22 protein-coding genes and 2 pseudogenes are annotated in these 26,246 nt (G+C 64.2%); 7 read left to right on the top strand and 17 right to left on the bottom strand.

Annotated elements, in window-relative coordinates:
• Positions 1–36 precede the first annotated feature (36 nt).
• From MTX23_RS08800 to MTX23_RS08790, 3 genes are all read right to left on the bottom strand, one after another.
• Complete coding sequence (locus MTX23_RS08800; protein ID WP_280976233.1) at positions 37–1,515, bottom strand: cell wall hydrolase; 1,479 nt, start codon at positions 1,513–1,515, stop codon at positions 37–39.
• A gap of 454 nt (positions 1,516–1,969) precedes the next feature.
• A complete protein-coding gene (ppdK, locus tag MTX23_RS08795; protein WP_280976232.1) occupies positions 1,970–4,846 on the bottom strand; it encodes a pyruvate, phosphate dikinase in 2,877 nt (958 codons plus the stop codon).
• Between the two features lie 91 nt (positions 4,847–4,937).
• Positions 4,938–5,093, bottom strand: coding sequence for a DUF3096 domain-containing protein (locus MTX23_RS08790; RefSeq protein ID WP_280976231.1), 156 nt, complete (start codon positions 5,091–5,093; stop codon positions 4,938–4,940).
• A gap of 242 nt (positions 5,094–5,335) precedes the next feature.
• Here MTX23_RS08790 and MTX23_RS08785 point away from each other — a divergent pair, with 242 nt between their 5' ends.
• On the top strand, positions 5,336–5,695 hold the full coding sequence (locus MTX23_RS08785) for a DUF1236 domain-containing protein (protein WP_280976230.1): 360 nt from the start codon (positions 5,336–5,338) through the stop codon (positions 5,693–5,695).
• Between the two features lie 206 nt (positions 5,696–5,901).
• Here MTX23_RS08785 and MTX23_RS08780 read toward each other — a convergent pair whose 3' ends face one another.
• The 7 genes from MTX23_RS08780 to MTX23_RS08750 form a co-directional block, all read right to left on the bottom strand.
• On the bottom strand, positions 5,902–6,504 hold the full coding sequence (locus MTX23_RS08780; protein WP_280976229.1) for a class I SAM-dependent methyltransferase: 603 nt from the start codon (positions 6,502–6,504) through the stop codon (positions 5,902–5,904).
• Between the two features lie 3 nt (positions 6,505–6,507).
• Positions 6,508–8,694 carry a glycine--tRNA ligase subunit beta gene (glyS, locus tag MTX23_RS08775; protein ID WP_280976228.1) on the bottom strand — a complete coding sequence of 729 codons (2,187 nt, stop codon included), beginning with the start codon at positions 8,692–8,694 and terminating at the stop codon, positions 6,508–6,510.
• On the bottom strand, positions 8,694–9,629 hold the full coding sequence (locus tag MTX23_RS08770; protein ID WP_280976226.1) for a glycine--tRNA ligase subunit alpha: 936 nt from the start codon (positions 9,627–9,629) through the stop codon (positions 8,694–8,696). Before MTX23_RS08770 ends, glyS begins: the two co-directional genes overlap by 1 nt.
• A gap of 261 nt (positions 9,630–9,890) precedes the next feature.
• On the bottom strand, positions 9,891–10,082 hold the full coding sequence (locus MTX23_RS08765; protein WP_280976225.1) for a hypothetical protein: 192 nt from the start codon (positions 10,080–10,082) through the stop codon (positions 9,891–9,893).
• 116 nt (positions 10,083–10,198) lie between these two features.
• Entirely contained in the window at positions 10,199–11,110 is a 912-nt protein-coding gene (locus MTX23_RS08760; RefSeq protein WP_280976224.1) for a S49 family peptidase, read from the bottom strand.
• Positions 11,111–11,356: 246 nt separating this feature from the next.
• The gene (locus MTX23_RS08755; RefSeq protein WP_280976223.1) at positions 11,357–12,124 is read right to left on the bottom strand and encodes a methyltransferase; all 768 of its coding nucleotides are present in this window, start codon (positions 12,122–12,124) and stop codon (positions 11,357–11,359) included.
• Positions 12,117–12,344, bottom strand: coding sequence for a DUF2007 domain-containing protein (locus tag MTX23_RS08750; RefSeq protein WP_280976222.1), 228 nt, complete (start codon positions 12,342–12,344; stop codon positions 12,117–12,119). Before MTX23_RS08750 ends, MTX23_RS08755 begins: the two co-directional genes overlap by 8 nt.
• 135 nt (positions 12,345–12,479) lie before the next feature.
• Between MTX23_RS08750 and MTX23_RS08745 the strand changes: the two genes are divergently transcribed.
• A complete protein-coding gene (locus tag MTX23_RS08745) occupies positions 12,480–13,490 on the top strand; it encodes a polyprenyl synthetase family protein (RefSeq protein WP_280976221.1) in 1,011 nt (336 codons plus the stop codon).
• A gap of 1,032 nt (positions 13,491–14,522) precedes the next feature.
• On the opposite strand, the gene MTX23_RS08740 is transcribed toward MTX23_RS08745, so the two are convergent.
• Positions 14,523–15,362, bottom strand: coding sequence for an AraC family transcriptional regulator (locus MTX23_RS08740; protein WP_280976220.1), 840 nt, complete (start codon positions 15,360–15,362; stop codon positions 14,523–14,525).
• Positions 15,363–15,655: 293 nt separating this feature from the next.
• On the opposite strand from MTX23_RS08740, the gene MTX23_RS08735 reads away from it, so the two are divergent.
• Both MTX23_RS08735 and MTX23_RS08730 read left to right on the top strand, forming a co-directional pair.
• Positions 15,656–16,885 carry an ABC transporter substrate-binding protein gene (locus MTX23_RS08735; protein WP_280976219.1) on the top strand — a complete coding sequence of 410 codons (1,230 nt, stop codon included), beginning with the start codon at positions 15,656–15,658 and terminating at the stop codon, positions 16,883–16,885.
• A 206-nt stretch (positions 16,886–17,091) separates the two neighbouring features.
• Positions 17,092–18,195 (top strand): mandelate racemase/muconate lactonizing enzyme family protein, encoded by a 1,104-nt coding sequence (locus MTX23_RS08730; RefSeq protein WP_280976218.1) that lies wholly within the window; start codon positions 17,092–17,094, stop codon positions 18,193–18,195.
• 162 nt (positions 18,196–18,357) lie between these two features.
• On the opposite strand, the gene MTX23_RS08725 is transcribed toward MTX23_RS08730, so the two are convergent.
• Complete coding sequence (locus tag MTX23_RS08725) at positions 18,358–18,726, bottom strand: hypothetical protein (protein ID WP_280976217.1); 369 nt, start codon at positions 18,724–18,726, stop codon at positions 18,358–18,360.
• 177 nt (positions 18,727–18,903) lie between these two features.
• Between MTX23_RS08725 and MTX23_RS08720 the strand changes: the two genes are divergently transcribed.
• Together MTX23_RS08720 and MTX23_RS08715 are read left to right on the top strand one after the other, a co-directional pair.
• Positions 18,904–19,128 carry a hypothetical protein gene (locus tag MTX23_RS08720; protein WP_280976216.1) on the top strand — a complete coding sequence of 75 codons (225 nt, stop codon included), beginning with the start codon at positions 18,904–18,906 and terminating at the stop codon, positions 19,126–19,128.
• Positions 19,129–19,788: 660 nt separating this feature from the next.
• Positions 19,789–20,583 carry a substrate-binding domain-containing protein gene (locus MTX23_RS08715; RefSeq protein WP_280976215.1) on the top strand — a complete coding sequence of 265 codons (795 nt, stop codon included), beginning with the start codon at positions 19,789–19,791 and terminating at the stop codon, positions 20,581–20,583.
• 183 nt (positions 20,584–20,766) lie between these two features.
• Here MTX23_RS08715 and MTX23_RS08710 read toward each other — a convergent pair whose 3' ends face one another.
• The 4 genes and pseudogenes from MTX23_RS08710 to argC form a co-directional block, all read right to left on the bottom strand.
• Positions 20,767–22,503 carry a bifunctional protein-serine/threonine kinase/phosphatase gene (locus MTX23_RS08710; RefSeq protein WP_280978011.1) on the bottom strand — a complete coding sequence of 579 codons (1,737 nt, stop codon included), beginning with the start codon at positions 22,501–22,503 and terminating at the stop codon, positions 20,767–20,769.
• A gap of 60 nt (positions 22,504–22,563) precedes the next feature.
• On the bottom strand, positions 22,564–23,382 hold the full coding sequence (locus MTX23_RS08705) for a formate/nitrite transporter family protein (protein WP_280976214.1): 819 nt from the start codon (positions 23,380–23,382) through the stop codon (positions 22,564–22,566).
• Positions 23,383–23,873: 491 nt separating this feature from the next.
• Positions 23,874–24,452 (bottom strand): annotated as a pseudogene (locus MTX23_RS08700) (transporter substrate-binding domain-containing protein); the annotation flags it as partial.
• Positions 24,453–24,488: 36 nt separating this feature from the next.
• Positions 24,489–25,466 (bottom strand): N-acetyl-gamma-glutamyl-phosphate reductase, encoded by a 978-nt coding sequence (argC, locus tag MTX23_RS08695; protein ID WP_280976213.1) that lies wholly within the window; start codon positions 25,464–25,466, stop codon positions 24,489–24,491.
• Positions 25,467–25,486: 20 nt separating this feature from the next.
• On the opposite strand from argC, the pseudogene MTX23_RS08690 reads away from it, so the two are divergent.
• A pseudogene (locus tag MTX23_RS08690) lies at positions 25,487–25,624 on the top strand (integrase core domain-containing protein); the annotation flags it as partial.
• A 115-nt stretch (positions 25,625–25,739) separates the two neighbouring features.
• Here MTX23_RS08690 and MTX23_RS08685 read toward each other — a convergent pair.
• Positions 25,740–26,162 carry a DUF4399 domain-containing protein gene (locus tag MTX23_RS08685; RefSeq protein ID WP_280976212.1) on the bottom strand — a complete coding sequence of 141 codons (423 nt, stop codon included), beginning with the start codon at positions 26,160–26,162 and terminating at the stop codon, positions 25,740–25,742.
• Positions 26,163–26,246: the final 84 nt, after the last annotated feature.

Raw genomic sequence — 26,246 nt, 5'->3', positions numbered from 1 at the left:
GGCCGTTCGTCCCGGGCTCGCCAAGATGCCGTGCGATCAGCGTTTCGCGCTGGCCTGCTCGGCCGAACTCTGCGCGGCTTCGGCAAGCTCGGCCGAGATCTCGGCGGTTTCCGCCGGATTGCCCCACTTCGGCGCGTCGCTGCCATCGCCCCAGGCGCGCGGGCGGTAGAAGGTGTGGACACCGAATTTGTACGTCTTCTTCATCTCGCTGACCCAGGACGGCCGTACCCAATAGGCATGGTAGTGCGTCGAACGGTTGACCTCCGGCAGCCACAGCTTGCCGTCAAGCATCGCCTTCGCGATCTTCTTCGCGCGATCCCACATGTCGGGCTCGCGAACGACGTCGGGAATGTTGTCGCAGGCGAAGGTGAACTGGCAGGCGAAATGACGGTTCTTGTTCTGGTAGACGACGCCGCACACGGTCTCCGGATATTTGCCGGAGAAGACCCGGTTCATCACCACCTGAGCGACCGCGATCTGGCCGCGCACCGCTTCGCCGCGGGCCTCGAAATAGACCGCTTCCGCCAGACACTTCTCCGACTTGGCGCGCGATTTCGCGTCGAACAGACCGAGTCGCTCGGCCGGCGTCTTGGCGCGTTGGTTGTCGGCGTTGACCTGGCCTTTCGGCGCGATGCTTTCGCCCATCTCTCCGGCCTTGACCGGGCCGTCGGCGTCGACGGGCAATGATGCCATCACCTTCATGTCGGGATCCGGCTGGGCGGCCGGCGTCACGATCACCGGCTCCTCGCCCGGCAGCCAGCGCTCGATGCTCTCCGGCGAACCGAGCGACGAGCCGAAGAACAGGCTCGCCGTCTGGAACGAGAACGGATCGCTCGGCGGCGTCGCGTGGGCGGCGGATGGTGGCGTGGCGGGCGCAGCCTTCAGGTCGTCGAGCGGGTCGGCCTCGAGCGACAGCGACACGTCGTATTGCGGCAGCGACGACGTCGAATATTGCGGCAATGGCGGCGCACGCAATGCGTCCTGCAATTCGGGATCGAGCGGCGCGTTTTCGGCAGGCGCCTTATCTGCGGTCTTCATGCCTCTGACCGACGCATTCGACGTTGCCGGGTCCTCGTGCGACGGTCCCCCGTTGGAGGGCGCAGTGGGCGCGACCGCATCGGGCTTGGTGATGACGAGGCGATCGCCCTTCAGCGTGCGATCGACCTTGGGAAAATCGGAGGCCTGGTAACGCGGCGGCGATGCCGCGACCGGATTGCGCGTCACCGCCCGGCTGACGTCGATGCCCTGATTGTCGAGCCTTGCAAGCAGGAAGGTTGGAGCCAGCGGCGCGGATGTGCCGATCGGGCGGCCGAAACTGTAGGTGGCGACCTGGATCGAGCCGACGGCGGACGCGAACACGCGCTTCTGCCAGCGCTCCGCGACGCCCGGCTGGCGGGCGAGCAGCGAGGCGATATCCTGATATCCGGTCTCGGTCGGCATCAAGGCGAAGATGCTGAGACCGAGGCCGAAGAGCGCAAGCCGAGCGCTCTTCGGCTGGTTACGCAACACAAACATCGTACGCTCACGCAACGCTTACAGAGTGCGATCGAACGCGCGGATGCGCGCAATTCGACCCTTTTTGTAGCTAACCTGTTTAGGTTGCTGCGGAGTTAATCGGCGTTGCAGGCGCGCTACACGCAAGTCATCGCGGACTTTTCGCAGGTCACATCGTGCGCCTTGGTAAATGTGCAGCGCATGAAGGTCGTAAACGTCTGGTCAACAGAGATGGTGAAGAGATTCTTGCCATACCTCTTCCATCGTCATTGCGAGGAGCGAAGCGACGAAGCAATCCATGCTTCCGCATATGCGGCGAGATGGATTGCATCGCGGAGCCTGTCATCCGGGCGCGCATTCGCGCGACCCGTTGGCTCGCAATGACGGTGGGCGGTGGCGGTGCCAGGAAACACGAATGCCCGGGACAGGCCCGGGCATCACGTCGTTTGCGGCTATGTCAGCGCCAGTTGCACGCTCACGCCTGGCTCGCGATTGGCTTGCCGAGTGCGGCCTGCGCCGCGGCGAGGCGTGCGATCGGCACGCGATAGGGCGAGCACGAGACGTAGTCGAGGCCGACCTCGTGGCAGAACGCCACCGAGGCGGGATCGCCGCCATGCTCACCGCAGATGCCAACCTTCAGGCTCGGCCGTGTCTTGCGGCCGCGCGTGACGCCGATCCTGACGAGCTCACCGACGCCGTCGCGATCGACCGAGATGAACGGATCGATCTCGAGAATACCCTTGGCGACATAGGTACCGAGGAAGCTCGCCGCGTCGTCGCGGCTGATGCCGTAGGTGGTTTGCGTCAGGTCGTTGGTGCCGAAGGAGAAGAACTCCGCGGTCTCCGCCACCTGGCCTGCCATCAGACAGGCGCGCGGCAGCTCGATCATGGTGCCGACCTGGTAGCTCAGCTTGACGCCGGTCTCCTTCATCACCGCATTGGCGGTCGCATCGATGCGCGCCTTGACGAGATCGAACTCGGCCTTGGTCGCGATCAGCGGCACCATCACTTCAAGACCAACCGGCTTGCCGGTGCGCTTACCGGCTTCGACGGCGGCCTCGAAGATCGCGCGCGCCTGCATCTCGGCGATCTCCGGATAGGCGATCGCGAGACGACAGCCGCGGAAGCCGAGCATCGGGTTGAACTCCGACAGCTCACGGGCGCGGTCGGCGAGCTTGCGCGGATCGGTGTTCATGGCGCGCGCCACTTCCTCGATCTCGGCCTGCGTGTGCGGCAGGAACTCGTGCAGCGGCGGATCGAGCAGACGGATCGTGACCGGGAGGCCCTTCATGATCTCGAACAGCTCGACGAAGTCAGCGCGCTGCATCGGCAGCAGCTTCGACAGCGCCGCGCGGCGCGACTGCTCGTCCTCGGAGAGGATCATCTCGCGCACGGTGCGGATCCGGGTTTCCTCGAAGAACATGTGCTCAGTGCGGCAGAGGCCGATGCCTTCGGCGCCGAACTTCACTGCGGTGCGCGCGTCATCAGGCGTATCGCCGTTGACGCGGACGCCGAGCTTGCGGACCTCGTCGGCCCAGCCCATCAGCGTGCCGAACTCGCCGGACAGCTCCGGCTCGATCATCGGCATGCGGCCGGCCAGCACCTGCCCGACCGAACCGTCGATGGTGATGACGTCGCCGGTCTTGAAGGTGCGCGAACCGACGCTCATGGTGCCGCGGCCGTAGTCGACGCGGATGGTGCCGCAGCCGGAGACGCAAGGCTTGCCCATGCCGCGCGCAACCACCGCCGCGTGCGAGGTCATGCCGCCGCGCGTGGTCAGGATGCCTTCGGCGGCGTGCATGCCGTGGATGTCTTCCGGGCTGGTCTCGATACGGACCAGGATGACCTTGTGCCCGTCGGCTTGCAGCTTGGCGGCTTCGTCGGACGAGAACACGATCTCGCCCGAGGCGGCGCCGGGAGACGCCGGCAGGCCGGTCGCGATCACGTCGCGCTTGGCGGCCGGATCGATGGTCGGATGCAGGAGCTGATCGAGCGAGGCCGGATCGATCCGCGTCACCGCGTCCTTCTTGGAGATCAGGCCCTCATTGGCGAGCTCGACGGCGATCCGCAGCGCCGCCTTCGCGGTGCGCTTGCCGCCGCGGGTCTGCAGCATCCACAGCTTGCCCTGCTCGACCGTGAACTCCATGTCCTGCATGTCGCGGTAGTGCTTCTCGAGCAGCGTGTAGATCCGCGTCAGTTCCTTGTACGCGTCGGGCATCGCGACTTCCATCGACGGCTTGTCTGAGCCGCTTTCCTGGCGTGCCTCCTCGGTGATGTCCTGCGGCGTGCGGATGCCGGCGACGACGTCCTCGCCCTGCGCATTGATCAGGAATTCGCCGTAGAGCTTGCTCTCGCCGGTCGAGGGGTTGCGCGTGAAGGCGACGCCGGTCGCCGACGTCTCGCCCATGTTGCCGAACACCATCGCCTGCACGTTGACGGCGGTGCCCCAGGACTCCGGAATGTCGTGCAGCTTGCGGTAGGTCACCGCGCGCGCATTCATCCAGGACGAAAACACCGCGCCGATCGCGCCCCAGAGCTGATCATGCGGATCCTGCGGGAAGTCCTGCCCGGTCTCCTTCGCCACCGCTTCCTTGTACTTGCCGACCAGTTCGACCCAGTCGTCGCCTGTGAGGTCGGTGTCGAGCGAGTAGCCCTGGCTGTCCTTGAAGGTGTCGAGGATGTCCTCGAAGTGGTGATGCTCGAAACCGAGCACCACGTCCGAATACATGGTGATGAAGCGGCGATAGCTGTCATAGGCGAAGCGACGGTCGCCGGAGAGCTCGGCGAGCGCTTCGACGGTCTGGTCGTTGAGCCCGAGGTTGAGCACGGTGTCCATCATGCCCGGCATCGAGGCGCGCGCGCCGGAACGGACCGAGACGAGCAGCGGGTTCTTCGAGTCGCCGAACGACTTGCCGGTCAGCTTGCCGACATAGTCGAGCGCCTTCTCGACCTGCGCCTTCAACTCCTTCGGATAGGTCTTGTCGTGTTCGTAGAAATAGGTGCAGACCGAGGTCGGGATGGTGAAGCCGGGGGGCACCGGCAGACCGAGATTGGCCATTTCCGCGAGATTGGCGCCCTTGCCGCCGAGCAGGTCGCGCAGGCCGGCCTGACCCTCGGCCTTGCCGTCGCCGAACGTATAGACCCACTTGCCCGCCTTGATTGCAGCAGGCGACGTCTTCGCGGATGCCGCCTTGCCGGCGGGCTTTGCCGCCGGCTTGGCGGCAGCTTTCGGCGCCGCCTTGGGGGCGCTCTTCTTCAGGACCTTGCGTGCCTGCGGCGCGGCCTTGCGGGCCGGTACGGAGGGCTTTGATTTCGCTGCTATTTTCTTGGACTTCGCGACGGCTTTGGCCATGTCAGACAACAATCCGAAAAGAGGGGTCGAAGATGCGCGCCTTACACCATTTTGAGGGGTCCCGCGCAAGCCGCGAAACCCCGCTTTCCCGCTACAAGTGGAGCCAGCGCAGGAGGCCCATTCCGACCAATCCGATGAAGATGAGGTAGATGGCTACAATGAAGTTCAGGAGCCGCGGCATGATCAGGATCAATATGCCCGCGACCAAAGCCACGATGGCAGGCACATGCGCGGCGGTGATGACCATTGAAGTTTCTCCGGCTGGGTTTCGGAAGATCGAATCGAGGGTGGGGCCGTTTATCGGCTGGCGGTGTGCCGACATCAAGACGCCCAGCGCGCCAACAGGTTCCCGCAACTCACGAAATTTGCCCGAAAATACCGCGTGTATGACGGTGATTTTTCCGGAACATCACCACAACAGATGCATTGGCTCCCTATGCGCGTCGGCGAAGGCCGGCGTGATGCAGCGTGAAAAATTGGAGCGAGCCCATGCGAAACAGAATACTGACCGTTGCAGCCGTTGCTGCTGCAATCACGGTGCCGCCTGTTGCCGCACAGGCCCAGACTGTCGGCATCGTCCGCGGTGGTCCGCCGGTCGCAGTCGAGGCTGACGAAGGGATCGCGGTCGAGCAGCGTCCGGCGTTCCGCGAATACATCGTGCGCGAGCGCGTGCCGAACTACACCATCCCTGATCGCGTCGTGGTCGGCACCGTCCTGCCGGAAGCCGGCGTGACCTATTACGATGTACCGCAGCGGTTCGGTGCGACGCCTTATCGCTACACCGTCGTGAACGGCGAGACCGTGCTGGTCGAGCCGCGCTCACGTCGCATCGTTCAGGTGATCGACTAAATGACATGATCCGGATCTGGAGGGCCGCGTCAGCAGAGAGTGGCGCGCGGCCTTCCGATCGGGAGCATGTCCCCAAGGTCGTCTGAACGATCAGTCCGGGCGCCGCGCAAGCGGATGTGCGCGAAGATCGACCGGACCCGAAAGCCCCGCTTGGCCCTCCCCTCCAGGCGGGGCTTTTGTTCCCCTGCGCGGGTGTTCCGCTTTTTCTAACGATCAATTGCCCCCTTCCGCACGACGATGCGGTGAACGACCTTGCCGGACGATGCGCTGACGAGTTCCTGGTCGAGCAGCGTCTCTGCGGCCGCCAATTCCGCCCGCACCTCGGCCGCATCGAATGCCGCGTAGAGCCGGCCGTGCGCATCGCGCCGGTCGTCGTTCTCGGTCACGCGCCAGCTCAGATAGAAGATGCCGCCGGGCTTCACGATGTCGAGCATGCGGCGGACCGACGGCGCGATCAGCGCGTGATCGAGATGCATGATCACGGTCTCGCACAGCACATTGTCAAAGCTGTTGGCCGCGATGCCGCGCAGCTCGGGCAGTTCGGCGCGGGTAAGGCGCAATTGCGGATAGCGCGTGCGGGCTTCAGAGAGCAGACCCTCTGAGGCGTCGTAGCCTTGCGCCGGGAAGCCATTGGCATTCAGCCACGCCACCTCGCGGCCGCTGCCGCAGCCGATATCGGCGGTTGAACCGCCCCTGATGAAGAAGCGCGCGACGATCTCTTGCAGGTCGACCGGCGCCGGCTGCTCGTGCCAGTCCTGCGCAAACGCCGCCGCCTCCTTGTCGTAAGCGGCAAGCGTCGCGCGATCCATCGATCAGCCCTCGATCCTGGAGAAGTCGGCAACCGCACGGGTCGCGGCGCGGATCTCATTGAGCAGCTTCAGGCGGTTTTCGCGGACTTTCGGGTCATCGTCATTGACCTTGACCTTGTCGAAGAACGCATCGACCGCCGGACGGAGTTTTGCCATCGCGCTCATCGCGGCGGCAAAATCCTCCTGCGCGACCGCGGCGGAGGCTTCGCTCTTCGCCTGGTCGATTGCCTTCGCCAGCGCCTTCTCCTCGTCGAGCTTGTACAACGCGGCATCGGGCGCGCCGTCGAAGGTCCGCTTGTCCCTCCTCTCCTCGATGGCGAGGATGTTGCTGGCGCGTTTGGTGCCGGCAAGCAGGTTCTTGCCGTCGTCGCTGTCGAGGAATTTTCCGAGCGCCTCGACGCGGCGGACGACGAGCAGGAGATCGTCCTGACCGCCGAGCGAGAACACGGCGTCGACGAGGTCGTGACGTGCGCCCTGGTCGCGGAGCTGCACCTTCAGACGGTCAGCGAAGAAGACGAGGAGATTTACGGTCCGTTCGTCCAAAAATCGTCCGCCGAATGAGATCTCTCGCCGGCCGACCGCGGCAGCCATTGCGCCACCAGTGATTCCGAGGGTCTTTGCAGCTTCTTTCTGCGCATTTGCTAGATCAATCCCCTCAAACTGATGGTCAAGTAGCGTACCGAAGGCGAGGCGAAGCTGATTGTCTACTACCAGCCTAATTACACCCAGTGCCGCACGGCGCAGCGCATAGGGGTCCTTCGACCCTGTCGGCTTCTCGTCGATCGCCCAAAACCCAACCAGCGTGTCGAGCTTGTCCGCCAGCGCCACCGCGACGCTCACTGCATCCGTCGGCACACGATCGGTGGGCCCCTGCGGCTTCCAGTGCTCTTCGCTTGCGGCGGCGACGGAGGCATCCTCGCCCTGCGCCAGCGCGTAGTACTTGCCCATCAGGCCCTGCAGCTCGGGGAATTCGCCGACCACCTCGGTCAACAGATCCGCCTTCGCCAGCCGCGCCGCGCGTTCGGTCTTCTCGACATCGGCGCCGACCAACGGCGCGATCTTGGCCGCGAGCCGCTCGATCCGCTTGATCCGCTCGGCCTGCGTGCCGAGCTTCTCGTGGAACACGATCTGTTCGAACTTCGGCAGCCGGCTCTCGAGCTTGGTCTTGAGGTCGGTCTCGTAGAAGAACTTTGCGTCCGACAGTCGCGCGCGGATCACGCGCTCGTTGCCGCCGATGATGGTCTTGCCGCCGTCGGTCGCCTCGATGTTGGCGGTCAGGATGAACTTGTTGGCGAGCTTCCCAGTCTTGGGATCGCGCACCACGAAGCATTTCTGGTTGTTGCGGATGGTGGCGCGGATCACCTCGTCGGGGATCGACAGGAACTCCTTGTCGAACGAGCCCATCAGCACGACCGGCCATTCGACGAGGCCGGAGACCTCGTCGAGCAGAACCTGGTCCTCGACCAGTTCATAGCCTTGCGCGAAGGCCAATTGCTTCGCATCGGTCAGAATGGCGTCCTTGCGCCGCTCGGGGTCGACCACGACCTTGGCGTCGAGCAGCTTGGCCTCATAGTCCGCGAAGCGGCGCACCGGGATCGGGCCCGGCGCCATGAAGCGATGACCGAAGGTGGTCTGCCCGGCCTCGATGCCGTCGACGGAGAATTTCACCACGTCGGGTTCTTCGGTCTCGAGCCCGAAGGTCGCGGTGATCGCATGCAGTGGGCGCACCCAGGTGAGCGAGCCCGATTTGGCCGAGCGCGTGCCCCAGCGCATCGATTTCGGCCAGGGGAAGGTGCGGATGATCACCGGCAGCATCTCCGCGATCACGTCGATCGCAGGACGGCCGGGCTTCTCGATCAGCGCGATGTAGAAGTCGCCCTTCTTGTCGCTCTGGATTTTTGCCTCGCTGATCGAGGCAAGGCCCGTGGCCTTCAAAAATCCCTGGATCGCGGGCTCGGGGCCGCCGACGCGCGGGCCGCGGCGCTCTTCCTTCAGGTCGGGCTGGCGCGTGGGGACACCGTGCACCGTCAGCGCAAGCCGCCGCGGAGTCGCGAACGCCTTCGCGCCCTCGTAGACGAGGCCTTCGGCGACAAGCTTGTCGGTCACCATACGGCGCAGATCGTCCGCCGCCTTGGCCTGCATGCGCGCGGGGATTTCTTCGGAAAACAGCTCGAGGAGAAGATCGGGCATCAGATCGCCCTGCCCGCTTCGGTGTGGACCCACGCCTCGCCGCAGGCCTTCGCCAGCTCGCGCACGCGCATGATGTAGCTCTGCCGCTCGGTCACCGAGATCACGCCGCGGGCGTCGAGCAGGTTGAACACATGGCTCGCCTTGATGCACTGGTCATAGGCCGGCAAGGCCATCAGATGTTCCTTTTGATTGCTGCTCTCGCGCCAGCCGGCGGCGAGATATTTCTTGCAGGCGTCCTCCGCCATCCTGAACTGCTCGAATAGCATCGCAGTGTCGGCATATTCGAAATTGTGCCGCGAATATTCCTGCTCGGCCTGCAGGAACACGTCGCCATAGGTGACCTTCTCCGCGCCCTCGCGGCCGTTGAAGTTGAGGTCGTAGACGCGGTCGACGCCCTGCACATACATCGCGAGACGCTCGAGCCCGTAGGTGAGTTCGCCGGACACCGGCGCGCATTCGACACCGGCGACCTGCTGGAAATAGGTGAACTGGCTAACCTCCATGCCGTCGCACCAGCATTCCCAGCCCAGGCCCCAGGCGCCCAGCGTCGGGCTCTCCCAGTCGTCCTCGACGAAGCGGATGTCATGGACGGCGGAATCGATGCCGATCGCGGCGAGCGACTTCAGGTACAGGTCCTGAAGGTTCGGCGGCGACGGCTTCATGATCACCTGGAACTGGTAATAGTGCTGCATCCGGTTGGGGTTTTCGCCGTAACGGCCGTCCTTGGGCCGCCGCGAGGGCTGCACATAGGCCGCGTTCCAGGGCTTCGGTCCCAGCGCGCGCAGGGTGGTGGCGGGATGGAAGGTGCCGGCGCCCATTTCCATGTCATAGGGCTGCAGGATGACGCAGCCCTGCTCGGCCCAGAACCGCTGGAGAGCAAGGATGAAACCCTGGAACGATCGTTCCGGGCGCATGTGGTCAGGCAGGGCGTCCATCGTCAGTACAGGTCTCGCGAGGGGGGTGTGAAGCGCGCGGGACCGTATCGGCGGCGGCCAATGGAATCAAGGCGATGGGGTGGATTCGGCGAGCTCTTCACCTCTCCCGTTTGCGGGGGAGGTCGGATCGCATCTCCAGATGCGATCCGGGTGGGGGCTCTCTCCGCAGTACGACTCGCGGTGATACCCCCACCCCAACCCTCCCCCGCAAGCGGGAGAGGGAGCGCAGTCCCTGCATGGCAATTAAGCGACTCTCATGCCCTAGCCCGGGCGATAGGCCCCGGTCACGGGGTCGCGGCGCAGGGTCTTGATTTCGCTCGCGCGCGCGGCTTCGGCCACGCGGGCAAGCCGCGCCTCTTCCAGTTCCTGGTTGATCCGGACGGCCGTCCTGTAGGCCCAGCGGACCACGGCCAGGCCACCCAGGACGCCTGCAAATGCGATCAGCGGCGGCATCGGTCGATCCTTGTCGTTCACGTCGGTCAGGCCCCCAATGAACGGTATTCTCGCCCAAGCCGGCCTGCGCCGCAATCGCACTTTTGGGGCCAAATGGCGCGCTCAAATCCACGTGTTCAGAACCCGAATCGGGCCCAAATCGCCCTAGTTTCCAGCGCCGAGATCAGTTCCTCCGGCAAGCCGCCGAATCCGTCGAGCCCGGCCAGCGCCCCCGCCCCGGGGGCCCGGCGTCCAAGCAGCCCTGACAGCATGCCGCTTGCGGGCGCGATCACCGGCGTCAGCACCTTGTCGCCGTAGCGGGCACGCAGCGTCGAGCGGAGATCGCCGATGCCGTCCGCGAGCCCCAGGCCAACCGCGGTCTCGCCCGCCCAGTACTCGCCGGTGAACAGCACGTCGTCGGCGCCGTTCAGGCGGCCGCCGCGGCTCTGCCTGACCAGCGCGATGAAGATCGCGTGGATCTCGCGCTGGATCGCCTTGAGCCGGGCCACATCGTCGGGGTTCTCGGGCAGGAACGGATCGAGCATCGCCTTGTGGCTGCCCGCTGTGTAGAGCCGCCGCTCCACCCCGATCTTCTTGATCAATCCCTCCAGGCCGAAGCTGCCACCGACCACGCCGATCGACCCCAGGATCGAGGACGGGTCGCAATAGATCTCGTCGCCCGCGCAGGCGATCATGTAGCCGCCGGAAGCCGCGACATCCTCGACGAACACCAGCACCGGCAGCTTCTTCTCCGCGGCCAATTGGCGGATGCGCAGGTAGATCTGCCGGGACTGCACCGGCGAGCCGCCCGGCGAGTTAATCACCAGCGCCACCGCCTTGGCATTCCGAGTGCCGAAGGCGCGCTCCAGCAGCTTGGCGACGCCGGCGAGCGTCATGCCTGGCCGCAGCGGGGTCACCGCGCCGATCACGCCGGATAGCCGCACCACCGGCACGACGGCCACGCCGCGCCTGAACCGCGCCGGAAGGATGTCCTGCATCCGCTCGACCAGTCCCGGCTTCGCTGCGCGATCACTTGTTTGTTCACTCATGCCGTTACCTCGAATTAACCACTTCTTATCACGCCACTGTCATTGGAAAGCACGGAACGCGTTTTGCATTGTGTCCGTTGGGGGTGCAATGCGCAGCGGAGAGAGCGACATGAAGATCTATCTGCTGATTTTGCTGATCGGTACACTCCTCACCGCGATCCATTTCACGTCCAGGCCGGAGCGGCAGTCGGAAACGGCTCCGCAATAAGGCCGAGCCAATGAGGGCGCGGGTAGCGGACCTGCTCGCTACGGCCGCGCCATCGGCAATCCTTCCTTTCCAGCCAAAATTCCCTGCACCCATTTGTTGGGCATGCCTGATTGATCATTGAGCAGCAGCGCGGCGTGGAGCCGCGTCGGTGCCCGTCCGCCCTTGGTGGCGCGAACCAGGATGCGGATCGCCGGTGACGTCGCGTCGGCGTGAACGGGCAGGATCTCGACGCTGCCGAAGCCGCGACCGAGCGCGCCCAAAACCTCGGCGATCCCGTCGGCCCGCCAGATCATCGCAAGCCGCCCGTTCGACTTGAGAATCCGCCGCGCGACATGAACCCAGCTCTCCAGCGTCGTCGTGGTCGCGACATGGGCGCGCTCCCGCACGCTGTCCGGCGAGGCGCGATGCCTGACCGGATCGTTGAAGGGCGGATTCATCAGCACGACATCGGCACTATCGGGCCCGAGCCCGGCTGCGGCGAACGCCGACGCCTCGGCCTCGACATCGAGCACGACCACGTCGGCCATGATCGCGTTGGCGCTGGCATTATTCCGCGCGAGCTCAGCCAGGGTTGGGTCGATTTCGACCAGCGCGAGATCGATTCCGCTGATCCGTCGTGCCACGGCCAGCCCCGCCGCACCGACGCCGGAACCGAGATCGACGACGCGATCGCCCGACCGCGCCGGCGTGGCCGCGGCGAGCAGGATCGCGTCATGGCCGGCGCGATGACCGCTGCGCGGCTGCCGCAACCGCAATTGCCCGCCGAGGAATCCATCCTCGGTGACATCAGTGGCCGGACTACTCATCGGTCCGCAATTCATGGCCAAGGCCGGCCTCGGTCAGAAGCTGGCGCGCTTGGTGGTTGTCGTCCTCATGCACCAGGATCCGGCGTGGCAGCACGCCGAGCGAGCCCTCGATGATGCTCATGTTCTGGTCGAGCACCAGGTGATGGATGTTAGCGCTGTCGAGCAGCGCGCCGACCGCGGAAACCAGCACCATGTCGTTGGTTCGAACCAATTCCCGCAAATCACGCTCTCCTCTGAACCCGGCTGTGCTGACGCGGCAACACATGTCAACAACTTCGTGGCCTTGCCGCTTCACCGCGCAGTTTCTAATGTTATAGCTGAGGATAGTGCGAATTCGGCAAAATTGGAGACCAGCGTGGCGGTTATTGTACCCTTTGAAAGCCCGTCCAATGCTTCGATCGACGGGCTGGTGGGGCTTGTCGCCGCCGACATGGAGCGCGTCAACGCGACGATCATTTCGCGGACCGGCTCCGAGGTCACCATGATCCCCGAGGTCGCCAATCATCTGATCTCCTCCGGGGGAAAACGGCTGCGCCCGATGCTGACCTTGGCGATGGCCCAGCTCTCCGACTATTCCGGCGACGGCCATATCAAGCTCGCCGCCGCGGTCGAGTTCATGCACACCGCGACGCTGCTGCATGACGACGTGGTCGACGAGAGCGAACTGCGCCGCGGCAAGCTCTCGGCCCGCATGCTGTGGGGCAACGAGGCGAGCGTGCTGGTCGGCGACTTCCTGCTCGGCCAGGCCTTCCGCATGATGGTCGAGGTCGGCTCGCTGCGCGCGCTCGACATTCTGTCGGCCGCCGCCGCCACCATCGCCGAGGGCGAGGTGATGCAGCTTGCGGCGGCCAAGAACACCGCGACCACCGAGGACGAATATCTCGCCGTGATCAGGGGCAAGACCGCCGAGCTGTTCGCCGCGGCCTGCGAGGTCGGCCCCGTGATCGCCAACCGGCCCAAGGCCGAGCAGACCGCCTGCCGCTCGGTCGGCATGAATCTCGGCATCGCCTTCCAGCTCGTCGACGACGTGCTCGACTATGGCGGCAAGTCCGCCAAGCTCGGCAAGAATGTCGGCGACGATTTCCGCGAGGGCAAGATCACGCTGCCGGTGGTGCTCGCCTTCCGTCGCGGCAATGACTCCGAGCGCAAGTTCTGGATCCGCGCGCTCGAGCGCGGCGAGATCAGTGCGAACGATCTCGATCACGCGATCGGCCTGATGACCAAGCACCGCGCCCTCGAAGACACGATCAGCCGCGCCCAGCATTACGGCGCGATGGCCGTCGACGCGCTCGCGCTGTTCCCGCCCTCACCGATGAAGACGGCGCTGGAAGGGGTGGTGGCGTTCTGCCTCGCGCGCTCGCATTGAGCATCCCTGTCGTCATGGCGACAGCCAGGACGCATAACCATCGGCGTTTGTTGTTAGAGGGGATCGCGGCCCCTGCGTCGCGCAACAATGAGCATTTGGGGTAATGGGTCCTGGCTTTCGCCAGGACGACGCTGAATGTGCGGCACGGCTTGATTTCAAGCGACCCGCAGCCTCGCATTCTCGCGACACTAATTGCCCGAGGTTTGCTGTCATTTTCTCCGCCCTCTCCTGATCAGAGGGCGCAGGGAAAGCCGGGTGCCGATCGCACCCATGGGCCCGGTGCAACAAAAAAAGCACCGGGGGTAGGACCACAGGTGAAACCGGAGCAATCCGGCTTTCCCTGCGCGATGGGTTACGGCTTACTTCGTGCTCTCCCCGGCGAGACTTGGCTTTTTTGTCACCTTCTTCGCAAAGACGCGTTCGCGTGCTTAGCGAGGAGACACCTGCCACTGGGGCGTCAGAACCACACGACTTCACCGTCCGCTTCATGCGCACTCGTCACTTGCGCAATCCGCGTCCACCGCATCCCACACCACGTTCGTGACGATCGCGATCCGCCCCTCGTGTCGGGTGAGACGCGCGCATCATAGACTGAGTTACAGTTCTGAAAAACAGAAATATTTTTGCTGCGGGGCCTTGCGCCGTCGGGCAAATCAGTGATTGCCCTGTGAGGGAGCCACCCGGCGGAAGGGTTCCCTCCCCCAAGCGCATATAACATCGGCGAGCTCCGGGCAGACGCTTCCACGTCGTCATGGCCGGGCATAGCCGTCCGAAGGACGGCGTCGCTTCCGCTCGCCTATGTCCCGGCCATCCACGTCTTCCTTCACGTGGAAAACCAAAGACGTGGATGCGCGGGACAAGCCCGGGCATGATGAGTTTGTGGGTAAACCAACCGAACCACAGGCATCGAACGCGCAGTACCGGCATATGCGATAGCCCTGCCCTTGCGGGGGAGGGAGCCTGAGAAGCGTCACTCCAAGGCGCGCCTCCTGGCGAGCCCCGGAATGACGGATGGGGGTGGCTACACGATGCCTACTCCCTCACCGGCACCCAGATCTCCAATCCGCCATTGCCGGTCGACGCATCGAAGTTTTCGTCATAGCGCTCGAAGTTGGGCGCGTCCGCGACTTTCATGCCGGATTGCGGCAGCCAGCGATTCCAGATCGTGTTGACGGTGCGGCGGATGGTCGAGATGTGATCGCCGTGGGTGAACACGACATATTTCTGCTCGGGGATGCGGACGTGCGCGAATTCGCGCGGCAGGTCGGAGAAATCCGCGACCTCGACACCGGCGATGTAGTCAAAATTTCCGGCATCGTCGCCGTTGCAGCAGACGCCATATGCCACCTTGCCGATCTGGCGGGGAATGTTGGCGCATTGCAGGTGAAACTCTTGCCACTGGTTCGGGATCCCGGCCGTGCTGCCGTTGGCGTGATTGTAGCGCTCGCCGATGCCGGCGACGAGGAACGCCTTGCCGGTCGCGATGCGCGGTGGATCGATGTGATCGAGGGCTGTCGAGATCATGGTGATCGGCTCCTGGAGCTTGAGCGTCTTCAGGCACGTCGCCGCACGCACCGTCTCGGGCGTGACGCCGAAATGGTCGCGGAACGCGCGGGTGAATGCTTCGTGGGAGCCGTAATCCGCATCCAGCGCGAGGCTGAGGATATCGGGCGCACCGGCGGCGAGCTGGCGCGCGGCCTCGCTGAGACGGCGGGCCCGCACATAACGCATCACCGAGAACCCGGTCGCCTCCGCAAACGCCCGCACCAGATGGAAGCGCGACACGCCGGCGACGCCGGCAATCTCGTCGAGCGTCAGCGGCGTGCCGAGATGGCTTTCGATGTACCAGAGCGCCTTCTGGGCTGGATTCATGGACGACGGCTTTCCCTGGAGCGTGATCTCCGCGCAAACGCGTTCCGCGTTTGTCGCGAGGAATGCTCAAACCAAAGCAGGCGCATCATGCACTGACGCCCTGCGCGGCATTTGACAGTCCTTGCTGCTCGGCGGACGAAATCGCGGTTCCGCTCCACGGAAATTTAGCGCAAAGGCGTCGCTGGTCACATGGTCGCAATCGTGCATACTCACCGCTGCATCGATCCGACGGCTCACCAAGCTGCCCGATAATCAAGACTGCATGAGCCGCGGCCAGCATGTCAGGGAGGACAATGATGCACCACCGACGCTCGAGCTATGCCCGAATCGCCGCGCTTGCGGGATGTCTCGTACTCGCCGCAAGCGCGGCCAACGCGCAGAAGAAATACGATCCGGGCGTGACCGACACCGAGATCAAGATCGGCAATATCATGCCCTATTCCGGCCCGGCCTCGGCCTACGCCACCATCGGCAAAACCGAGGCGGCCTATTTCAAGAAGCTCAACAGCGAAGGCGGCATCAACGGCCGCAAGATCAACTTCATCTCTTACGACGACGGCTACAGCCCGCCGAAAATGGTCGAGCAGGCCCGCAAGCTCGTCGAGAGCGACGAGGCGCTGCTGATTTTCAATCCGCTGGGCACGCCGGGCAACACGGCGATCCAGAAATATATGAACGCCAAGAAGGTGCCGCAGCTGTTCGTCTCGACCGGCGCCGCCAAGTGGAACGACCCGAAGAACTTTCCGTGGACCATGGGCTGGCAGCCGAGCTACCAGGTGGAGGCGCGCATCTACGCCAAATACATCCTGCAGCATTACCCCGGCAAGACGATCGGGGTGCTCTACCAGAACGACGATTTCGGCAAGGACTACCTGATCGGCCTGCATGAGGGTCTCGGCGATCAGGCCAAGAAGCTGATCGTGGTCGAATCCGCCTATGAGACGACGTCGCCGACGGTGGATTCCCAGGTGGTGCAGATCAAGGGCGCCAATCCCGACATCTTCGTCAACATCGCGACCCCGAAATTCGCGGCGCAGGCGATCAAGAAGGTCGCCGAGCTGGACTGGCATCCGGTGCAGTTCCTAACCAACGTGTCAGGCTCGATCGGTGGCGTAATGAAGCCGGCCGGCTATGAGGCGAGCCAGGGCGTGCTGTCCACGGCATATCTCAAGGATCCCAAGGACGCCGAGTGGAGGAACGATCCGGCGATGACCGAGTGGCGCGCCTTCATGACCAAGTGGTACCCCGAAGGTGACCTCGACGATGCCGCGACCGTATTCGGCTACGGCGTCGCCAAGGGCCTCGAGCAGGTGCTGCGGCAATGCGGCGACAACCTCACGCGCGAGAACGTGATGAAGCAGGCCGCCAGCCTGAACTTCGAGATCGGCATTTATTTGCCTGGCACAAAGATCAAGACCGGGCCCGACGACTATGCTCCGATCGAGCAGCTTCAGATGATGCGCTTCAAGGGCGAGAGCTGGGAGCGGTTCGGCCCGATCATGAGCGGCGGGAAGGAGTCGTAAGTTCCAGCCGACCGCCCCTCGTCATTGCGAGGAGCTCGCGACAAAATTGCAAAGCAATTTTGCGCTGAAGCGACGAAGCAATCCATTTCTCCGCAAACTCGGATAGAATGGATCGCTTCGCGAAGCCTGTCATCCGGCGGCGCTCGCGCCGACCGGGTGGCTCGCCATCACGCGGCGGTGCCCCCCGCGCAAGAAAGGCAACGACAATGAAAATCACCGACGTCCGCGCCCACCATATCCGCATCCCCTATGACGCCGGTCCGGCGAGCTTCCGCCAGGGCGCGTCGGCGATCTCGGCGCTCGACATGGTGCTCGTTGAGGTTTCGACCGATGCCGGCCTCACCGGCTGGGGCGATGCCTTCGCCTATGTCTGCCCGCAGACGAGCAGCACGGCGGTGACCGAGATGATCGCGCCGCAGGCGCGCGGCCTCGAGGTTCCCGACGCCGCGGGCATTCCCGCGGTCATGGAGCAGATCCAGCGCAACCTGCATCTGTTCGGCCGTTACGGCATCACGATGTTTGCGATCTCGGCGCTCGACATCGCGCTGTGGGATCTCGCCGGCAAGGTGCAGCGCGCGCCATTACATCAGCTGATCGGCGGCGCGAAGCGCAAGGCGATCCCGGCCTATGCCAGCCTGATGCGGATCGGCAATGCCGGGCACGTCGCATCCGAGTGCAAGAAGGCGATCAAATCAGGCTATTCGGCAATCAAGCTGCACGAGACCACGATCCCGGCCGTTACGGCCGCGCGCGAGGCGATCGGCCCCGACGTGCCGCTGATGGTCGACATGAACTGCCCGCTGGACGGACCGGCGGCGATTCAATTTGCCCGGGATTGCCAGCAGGCGGCGCCGATGTTCCTGGAGGAGCCGATCTGGCCGCCGGAGGATTTCGCGACGCTTGCGGAAGTGCGCAAGGAGGGCCGGCTCGATATCGCAGCCGGAGAGAATGCCTGCACGGTGTATCAATTCCGCCAGATGATGACGGCCGGCGCGGTCAGCCACGCGCAGCCGTCGGTGATCAAGGTCGGCGGCGTCACCGAATTCCTGAAGGTCGCGGTGCTCGCCGACGAGTTCGGAGTCAAGGTGATACCGCATTCGCCCTATTTCGGGCCCGGCTTCCTCGCAACGTTGCATCTGATGGCGATCCGCGACGAAGGCCTGATCGAGGTGTTCTTCATGAAACGCCCCGCCTGCCTGTGGGGCGACCGCATCGATGTCGATACCGGCGGCCATGTCGCCGTGCCGCAAGACCCCGGGCTCGGCTACGAGCCGGACCGCGACGTGATGGAGAAGTATCGGGTGGCGTGAGACCTCCATGAGACAGGTTCGAGCAGTCCCCGCGAAATGACTGCGCCCCCTCTCCCGCTTGCGGGGGAGGGTTGGGGTGGGGGCTTTCTCCACGAGTCGCATCGTGGAGAGAGCCCCACCCCGCAAGCGGGAGAGGCAAGCGAATTCCCGGATCAAATTTTCCTATTTCGTATCTTTCGCCGCAGGCGCTGCATCCTTCGGCGGCAGCGCGTCGGCTTTCTTCTTCAAATCGTCAGCCATCTTGACCTGCGCGGTCTGCAAGTCGGCGACGAGCTTCTGCAAGCTCGCGACCGAGCTCTTCAAGGTTTCGACCTGGCGGTTGGCGGCATCGAGCTTCTGCTGGTGATCGGCGGTGAGCTTGTTGATCGTCTTCTGCAGGAAATCGACATTGCTCTGCAGGCAGCTGGTGCGCCGTTCCATGGTTTTTTCCACGGTGCAGATTTCGATGCCGGGTACGTCCTGTGCATGCGCTGATCCGACGACGCCGAACGCAAGCGGCACGACAAGGGCAACAGCAAAGCGAGCGATCATCATCATCATCCCCAATCCGGCGCGCCGTTCACAGCTTTGTGCTTGTGACGTTGAAAGCGAGGCAGACATACCACACTGATACCGCATTCAAGCGGTGTGCTCTGGCTATTACGGGGAACTTCTCGTGGGGACGGGGGTCTTCGGAACTTGTTTGGTTCGACTCTGGAGACAAATCACATGGCGACACGCGAAAAACGGCTGGCGCAATTCGATGGCAACGGCGCACCTTCGCCAGACCAATGCGTGGAAGTGCTTTGCGAGGATCATAGCGGGACATATCAATTGCCGTTCGCCTGCCGTTTCGTCGACGGCCAGTGGCGCAATGACACAACCGGCGGCGCCTTGGAGGCCAATGTCATCGCCTGGCGCAAGCCGCGCGAGAAGCAGGCCGGCGCGACCTAGCAGGGTGCGGTTCTGCGAACCGCCCTCCGCTCTCTGCATTCGAGCATGATCACCTCGCGGCAAACGCGTCGCATTTTGCCGCGGGGGGAAAGCTTGCCGCGGGGGGAAAGCCTCTCCCCAGTTGGTGCATGGCCAGCCGCGCAGCCGGACGATGCGCGACGCGCCGCGCGTTGTTCCAAAACGCGACGCGCTTCGACCTAGTCTTAAGATTCGGAACGGGGATGGAACGAACCGCGTCCGAATCACTGATCGGGCGCTGTACTCCGTTGTTCACGGCTAGATGTGGTCATCAAGCCGAGCCAGCGCACCACATACAGAAGCATCACGATCGGCCGCAGCCAACGCCCGACGACGAAAGTTAATTCCTCCGCTGACACATCGCGATTACGTCCACGACCTCGTGCTCCTCGACAGCAGCCAGCTCAGTCTTCGCTGCATCGATCCAATGGTGCATCTCGGGCATCGTCATGACGTGCCGGCAAAGGCCGCAGCCCGTGTTCGAGCTTCACATTTAGGGATCATGAAACGGGTGACGACGGGCGTACAGCCGGTCGTTGCGAGCGAGGTGGCCAAGGACCGCTGGTCACGCCCCCTCCCGAGCATTAGTCTCCCCGCCACGACGACCCCGCGCCTCAAGAATCGTCTCCAGGAGAAACCTCCATGCGTCCCTCCGCCGTCCTCCGCACGCTCGCGCTCGCCTTCGTCGGCGCGCTTGCCATCACCACCGCGGCCTCCGCCGTCGAAATCCATGTCATGATCTCGGGCGGGCTGACCGCAGCCTACAAGGCGCTGGTGCCGGAGTTCGAGCGCAAGACTGGGAACAAGGTGGTGACCGCCTTCGGGCCGTCGATGGGCACCACGACAAACGCGATTCCGGTGCGGCTTGCGCGCGGCGAGCCGGCGGACGTGCTGATCATGGTCGGCTATGCGCTCGGCGACCTTGTCAAGCAGGGCAAGGCGGTCGCCGACAGCCGCGTCGACCTCGTGAAGTCGCCGATCGGGATCGCGGTGAAATCAGGTGCCCCGAAGCCGGACATCAGCTCGGCCGAGGCCATCAAGCGGGCGTTGCTGGCGGCGAAATCGATTGCCTATTCCGACAGCGCCAGCGGCGTCTATGTCTCGACCGAGATGTTCCAGAAGCTCGGCATCGCCGACCAGATGAAGGACAAGGCGCGGACGATCCCGGCAACGCCGGTCGGCGAAATCGTCGCCAAGGGTGAGGCCGAGATCGGCTTCCAGCAGGTCGCCGAGCTCAAGCCGGTCACCGGCATCGATATCGTCGGTCCGCTGCCGGAGCCGCTGCAGAAGATCACCGTGTTCTCCGCCGGCATTGCCACCGGATCGAAGGAGCCGGATGCCGGCAAGGCGCTGATCAGCTTCCTGGCCTCGCCGGACGCGCGCGACGCGCTGATCAAGAGCGGGCTGGACCCGATCGCGGCCGGCGCGACGCATTAGCCTGGGTGAACCTCGCCCCGCTTGCGGGGAGAGGTCGAAATTCATGCGAAGCTTGAATTTCGGATGAGAGGGAGCCTCCGCAAATTCGACTCTCACTTTGATCGCGGAGAGGGCCCTCACCCCGACCCTCTCCCCGCAAGAACGGGGAGAGGGAGCTCAATCCCTTCGCGACGGCTATCCAACCTATCGAACATGATGCGCGCCGTAGGCGAGCAGCAGGATCACGACCAACGCGAGCAGCAGCGTCGTCGACTTCCAGAACAGCACCGGATTGCGCTCGATCAGCGGTGTCGACGACTTCGTGAGGTATTTTGGGTTGGGATTGCGCAGGTCGAACAGGAATTCGGAAAAGCTGTCGTAACGCTTCAGCGGATTGGGATGCACGGCACGCTCCAGCGTGCGGTCGACCCAGGCCGGGATGTCCCGGCCGCCATGCGCGGCAGGGGCGTAGACCAGCCTGCTGAAATCGGAGCGGGTGCGGGCGCGCGCGATCTGCACGCCGTAGGGCAGCCGCCCGGTCAGCATCTGGTAGGTGATGACGCCGAGCGAGAACAGGTCGGATCGCGCCGAACCGCCCTCGCCCAGGAAATACTCCGGCGCGGTGTATTGCTGGGTGCCGAGGATAGGCTCGGTGCCCGAGGGCGCCGCCTCTGCGACGCCTGATATCCGCGTCGAGCCGAAGTCGATGATCTTCACCGTCCCGGTCTTGTCGATCATGATGTTGTCGGGCCTGACGTCCTGGTGCAGCATCTCCTTGCGGTGGAAGGCGCGCAGCCCCTTGGCGATCTGCTCGGCGATGTCGCGCACCGTCTCAAGCGCCGGATCGGGATGGTCGATCATCCACTGCTTCAGCGTCTGGCCGTCGACATATTCGGTCGCGACGTAGAGGAAATTGCGCCTGCGTGGCGGCAGCCAGGGTTTCAGCACATGCGGGCTGTCGATCCGGCGCGCGACCCACTCCTCCATCATGAGGCGCTTCAGATAGGCCGGATCGTCACGCAGGTCGACCGACGGGATCTTGATCGCAACCGTCGTGCCGCTGTCCTCATCGACCGCAAGATAGATATGGCTGCGGTGTGATGCATGCAGCTCGCGCACGATGCGGTAGCCGTCGAAGCGCATCCGCGCCTCGAGCAGCGGCGGCAGCGGCAGCTCGGTCGGCTGGCCGAACACCTCGCTTGCCTCGCCGTCGGGGAGTTCGTCGATCCGGACGATCTGCGCGGTGAGATTGTCCGGGCTGCCGCGCTCGAACGCCTGCTCCACGATCGCCCGCGCGGCCCGATCGAGGTCGGCGGCGCCGTCCTGGATGATCTTCGCGAGCTGGCGCGACGGCACATGCTCGTAGATCCCGTCGGTGACCAGCAGGAAGATGTCGCCCGGCTCGAGCCGCAGGTTCTGGTAGTCGATCTCGAGCTGCGGTTTCACGCCGAGCGCGCGGCCGAGATAGCTCTGCTGCGACGAGATCACGACACGGTGGTCGCTGGTCAACTGCTCGAGGCTGCCGCCGGACACGCGATAGATCCTGCTGTCGCCGACATGGAAGAGATGCGCTGTGGTCGACTTGATGACCACGGCGCTCAGCGTGCAGACGTAGCCCTTGTCCTTGTCGTGGGGATTCTGGCTGCGTCGGGTCTGCGCGTGCAGCCAGGAATTGGTCGCCTCCAGCACCCGCTGCGCCGAGGTCTTCACCGACCAGGATTCCGAAGTGCAGTAATAGTCGGTCAGGAAGCCCTTGACCGCGGACTCGGCGGCGATGCGGCCGACGCTGCTCGAGGAGATGCCGTCGGCCAGCACCACCGCGATGCCCTTCAGGCCGAGTAGCGGCTCCTCGGGAATCAAGACGCCGTGGAAATCCTGATTGGTGTCCTTGCGGCCCTTATCAGAGAAATGCCCAACCGATATTTTCAGCGCACGCGGCATCGCTTCGTTCAAGCTCGATGGGTCTCCCCCAAACAGGAGAGACCCATAAGCCCGGCCGGATCAAGCCGCGAGGCGTTCACGCTTCGGCGCGGTCTTCACATGCGTCGCGTAGAGCGTGAGGCCGGTGAAGGCGAGACCGCCGACCATGTTGCCGAGCGCGGTCGGAATCTCGTTCCAGATGAAGTAGTCCATGATCGAGAATTTCGCATGGAGCATCAGCCCGGACGGGAACAGGAACATGTTCACCACGGAATGCTCGAACACCATGTAGAAGAACAGCAGGATCGGCATCCACATCGCGATCACCTTGCCGGGGACGGTCGTGGAGACCATGGCTCCGACGACGCCGGTGGAAACCATCCAATTGCACAGCATGCCACGGATGAACAGCGTTGCCATGCCGGCCGCGCCATGCGCGGCGTAGCCAAGCGTGCGACCCTCGCCGATATTGCCGATGGTCATGCCGACCTTGTCTGGCTCCTGCGTGAAGCCGAATGTCGTCACGAAGGCCATCATGAACGCCACTGTCAGCGCACCGGCAAAATTGCCGATGAAGACGAGGCCCCAATTTCGCAGAACGCCGCCGAGCGTCACGCCGGGGCGTCTGTCGATCAGCGCGAGCGGCGACAGGACGAACACTCCCGTCAGCAGATCGAAGCCCAGGAGATAAAGGATGCAGAAGCCTACTGGAAACAACAACGCTCCGATGATCGGCTGCCCCGTGTTCACGTTGATCGTCACGGCGAACCAGGCCGACAGCGCGAGGATTGCGCCCGCCATGTAGGCGCGGATCACGGTGTCGCGCGTCGACATGAAGATCTTGGATTCGCCGGCGTCGACCATCTTGGTGACGAATTCGGAAGGTGCGAGATAGGCCATTTCGTCAAGTCCCCTTAAACAATCTGGTCGCGCCGATGCGACGCGGGTTGGTTGAAATGCTCGTCCGTCCGAGAACGCTGGTCGGGATCGGAAACGGCGAAGCGGCAGCTTCAACGCCGGCTGAACATCCGATGCACGATCAAGGCAGGGATCGGCGGGCGATCGCAGAGACAGAGTCGCAACGATTGCTCGAGGCGCCCAGGCATGGCGCCTTTGATCCCTTGGCCTCGGCCGGCACTGGCCAGGGCATTCCGGAGGACGGCAGTCGTCGTTGACTGAAGCAATCAAAAGCAATGGGTATGCCAATCGCCGGCTCTGTCGCCGACGCGAAAAATCCTTTTGATACAATAGCTTTGCGACCACCCCGGAAGGCCGCGCGGCAGCTTGCTGCCTATTTGTGCAGCTTGCCCAGATGTCGCCCACGGCAACGCGCGGCCGAGCACCGGGGCTTGGTGCGACCAGCGCGGCTCGCGGATGTCCGCAGACGCGCGTTACTTCGCCTCGGTGCGGACCGGCGTGTCCTTCAGGCCGTTGCCGTCATAGGCCTTGCGCAGCGTGCCGTTGGCGGTCGCTTCCGTCATGAACTTGGTGACGAAGGCCGCGGCGAGCGGATGGTTGAGCGGCACCGCGACCGCGGTCACGGTCTGCTTGAAGGTCTCGTCGAGCACGCGCGTGCCCGGGATCTTCTTCGCCATCGCATTGAGCTAGTCGCGCGACAGCGCGAAGGCGTCGATCCCGCCGCTCTTCAAGAGATTGAAGATCTCGTCGTAGGTTTGATAGCCCGTGACCTTGGGATGCTTGAGATGCGCGATCGCGCCGCGCATGGTCGTGGTGTTGTTGACCGCGGCAACCTTGACGCCGTCGCGATCGAGCTCGGAGAATGTCTTCACCGTCGAGCCCGGCCTGACGATGTAGGTGGCGTCGGCGACCTCGTAGATCGGACCGAACGTCATTTTGGTCTCGCGCTCGGGATCCCTGGGCAGGAAGGTGACGTCCCAGGTGTTCTTCGCGGCCGCGTCGGTGATCTGGCCGGAATTCTGGTGCACGACATATTCGACCGGCACCCCAACAAGCAAACGACGGACAACACGGACTCGCAAAAGATCTCACGGCCAAACAGGTACGCCGTCCAGCCCTGCGGTTTCTGGCAGGCCGCAGATCAGGTTCGCATTCTGCACCGCCTGACCGGCCGCTCCCTTGCCGAGATTGTCGACCACGCCCATCGCGATCACCAAGTTGCGCTCTGGATCGGCCGCATAACTGACGAACGCGAGGTTCGAGCCGGTAGCCCATTTGGTCTGCGGCGGCTTGTCGGTCACGCGGACGAACGCCCGCCCGGCGTAAAAGCGCCGGGCCGCGTCCAAGCACTGGCCCGTGGTGGCGCGGCCGCGGCAGTAAATGGTGGCGAGAACGCCGCGGGTCATCGGCACCAAGTGTGGCGTGAACACCAGCCCGGCCGCGCTGCCGCCACTCAGCCGCTCGATCGTCTTGGCAATCTCGGGCATGTGGACGTGCTTGAGCAGACCGTAGGGCAGCAAGTTCTCGTTGCTCTCGGCGTAGCCGAACTTGCTGTCGGCGCCGCCCCGGCCGGCACCGGAGATGCCGGTCTTGACGTCGATCACGATGTTGCCAGGCTCGATCAGCTTGTTGACCAGCAGCGGCGCCAGCGCGTTCAGCGTCGCCGCGGGGAAGCAGCCGGGGTTGGCAACGCGGATCTGACCCTCGATCTGGGCTGGCCAGACGTCGGCCAGGCCGTACGCCCACCCCTCGACGTAGCGGTGGTCGCCGCCGATGTCGACGATCTTCACGTCCTTGGGGACGCGCGCCAGCGCTTCGGCCGAGGCGCCCGTGGGCAGTGACGCGAACAGCACGTCGAGCTTCGGCAGGGTCACAGGGTCCCACTTCTCGATCACCAGCTCGGCCAGCTTGGCCGGCACACCGGGGAAGCGGTCCACCAACCGGCTGCCGGCGCTGCCCTCGCCCGCGGCGTAGATTAGCTCGAAAGACGGGTGGCTCGCGACCAGGCGCATCGCCTCGCCGCCGCCAAAACCGCTGATCCCGACAATGCCGACGCGAATGCTCATGGTGGTGTCCTACTGCTGGAGTGAGGGAAGCACAAGTTCTCATCGAACAATGGCGCAACCACTATAATACGTTGCGGCCGCATTCGGCCTTAGGATACCGGCCACCGGCGCCGCAAACCGTGCGGCCAAATATAATCCACCTCGACTACGCCGCATGATCACGCTATCTCAATAACGCTGGTATAAAATATCCGGCAGGGCCGGCAACAAACCGCATGCGACGGGGGAGCGCAACCGCCAGTTTGCGCAACGCAGCCTTCGGTACCGGGCGGTCTAGCGGACCCTGATGGTGATCTTCTGAGAGACGACGGGCGGATTGAAGGGATAGTGCTTGGCATCGCCCAGCACCAGCTGCAGCGTATGCTTGCCCGGCGGCAGGTCGAGCCGGGTCTCGGTCTGGCCCGCACCGAAGTGCAGATGCGACTTGTCCGACGGGATAGGCTCGTTGGGGTTCAGCGGCTCGTTCACGTCGACAAAGAGGTGATGATGGCCGCTGTTCGGATAGTCGTCGCCGGCGTGGGTGACACCCATGTTGCGCAGGCCGAAGCGGCACCAGAACGCCCCTTTGATGGTCGCCCCGTTGTGCGGCCAGACGAAATACAGCACTGCATCCTTGGGCGCGGGCTTGCCTTGTGCGTAAGCGGGGCTTGCGAATAGCGCGACCGCCGTGAGCAGGATGGCACACAGACCTTTCATCGACCCCTCCCCCATTCAGCGTTTGAGCTGCATCTTACCGAAAACTGGTGTCCGCCTTGCGTTCAAGTGACCCTCCGGGCTCGG

Origin of the sequence: Bradyrhizobium sp. ISRA436 (assembly GCF_029910015.1) — a bacterium.
Classification (GTDB): domain Bacteria; phylum Pseudomonadota; class Alphaproteobacteria; order Rhizobiales; family Xanthobacteraceae; genus Bradyrhizobium.
This window is presented reverse-complemented; position numbering and strand designations above follow the sequence as displayed.

Excerpts from the sequence above, each read along its gene's own strand:
- glyS (WP_280976228.1), bottom strand. The coding sequence starts at position 8,694 with ATGCCCGATCTTCTCCTCGAGCTGTTTTCCGAAGAAATCCCCGCGCGC.
- MTX23_RS08790 (WP_280976231.1), bottom strand. The coding sequence starts at position 5,093 with ATGGTCATCACCGCCGCGCATGTGCCTGCCATCGTGGCTTTGGTCGCG.
- MTX23_RS08760 (WP_280976224.1), bottom strand. The coding sequence starts at position 11,110 with ATGAGTGAACAAACAAGTGATCGCGCAGCGAAGCCGGGACTGGTCGAG.
- ppdK (WP_280976232.1), bottom strand. The coding sequence starts at position 4,846 with ATGGCCAAAGCCGTCGCGAAGTCCAAGAAAATAGCAGCGAAATCAAAG.
- MTX23_RS08720 (WP_280976216.1), top strand. The coding sequence starts at position 18,904 with ATGGCGACACGCGAAAAACGGCTGGCGCAATTCGATGGCAACGGCGCA.
- MTX23_RS08765 (WP_280976225.1), bottom strand. The coding sequence starts at position 10,082 with ATGCCGCCGCTGATCGCATTTGCAGGCGTCCTGGGTGGCCTGGCCGTG.
- MTX23_RS08730 (WP_280976218.1), top strand. The coding sequence starts at position 17,092 with ATGAAAATCACCGACGTCCGCGCCCACCATATCCGCATCCCCTATGAC.
- MTX23_RS08780 (WP_280976229.1), bottom strand. The coding sequence starts at position 6,504 with ATGGATCGCGCGACGCTTGCCGCTTACGACAAGGAGGCGGCGGCGTTT.
- MTX23_RS08770 (WP_280976226.1), bottom strand. The coding sequence starts at position 9,629 with ATGGACGCCCTGCCTGACCACATGCGCCCGGAACGATCGTTCCAGGGT.
- MTX23_RS08735 (WP_280976219.1), top strand. The coding sequence starts at position 15,656 with ATGATGCACCACCGACGCTCGAGCTATGCCCGAATCGCCGCGCTTGCG.
- MTX23_RS08685 (WP_280976212.1), bottom strand. The coding sequence starts at position 26,162 with ATGAAAGGTCTGTGTGCCATCCTGCTCACGGCGGTCGCGCTATTCGCA.
- MTX23_RS08785 (WP_280976230.1), top strand. The coding sequence starts at position 5,336 with ATGCGAAACAGAATACTGACCGTTGCAGCCGTTGCTGCTGCAATCACG.
- MTX23_RS08710 (WP_280978011.1), bottom strand. The coding sequence starts at position 22,503 with ATGCCGCGTGCGCTGAAAATATCGGTTGGGCATTTCTCTGATAAGGGC.
- MTX23_RS08755 (WP_280976223.1), bottom strand. The coding sequence starts at position 12,124 with ATGAGTAGTCCGGCCACTGATGTCACCGAGGATGGATTCCTCGGCGGG.
- argC (WP_280976213.1), bottom strand. The coding sequence starts at position 25,466 with ATGAGCATTCGCGTCGGCATTGTCGGGATCAGCGGTTTTGGCGGCGGC.
- MTX23_RS08725 (WP_280976217.1), bottom strand. The coding sequence starts at position 18,726 with ATGATCGCTCGCTTTGCTGTTGCCCTTGTCGTGCCGCTTGCGTTCGGC.
- MTX23_RS08715 (WP_280976215.1), top strand. The coding sequence starts at position 19,789 with ATGCGTCCCTCCGCCGTCCTCCGCACGCTCGCGCTCGCCTTCGTCGGC.
- MTX23_RS08705 (WP_280976214.1), bottom strand. The coding sequence starts at position 23,382 with ATGGCCTATCTCGCACCTTCCGAATTCGTCACCAAGATGGTCGACGCC.
- MTX23_RS08800 (WP_280976233.1), bottom strand. The coding sequence starts at position 1,515 with ATGTTTGTGTTGCGTAACCAGCCGAAGAGCGCTCGGCTTGCGCTCTTC.
- MTX23_RS08740 (WP_280976220.1), bottom strand. The coding sequence starts at position 15,362 with ATGAATCCAGCCCAGAAGGCGCTCTGGTACATCGAAAGCCATCTCGGC.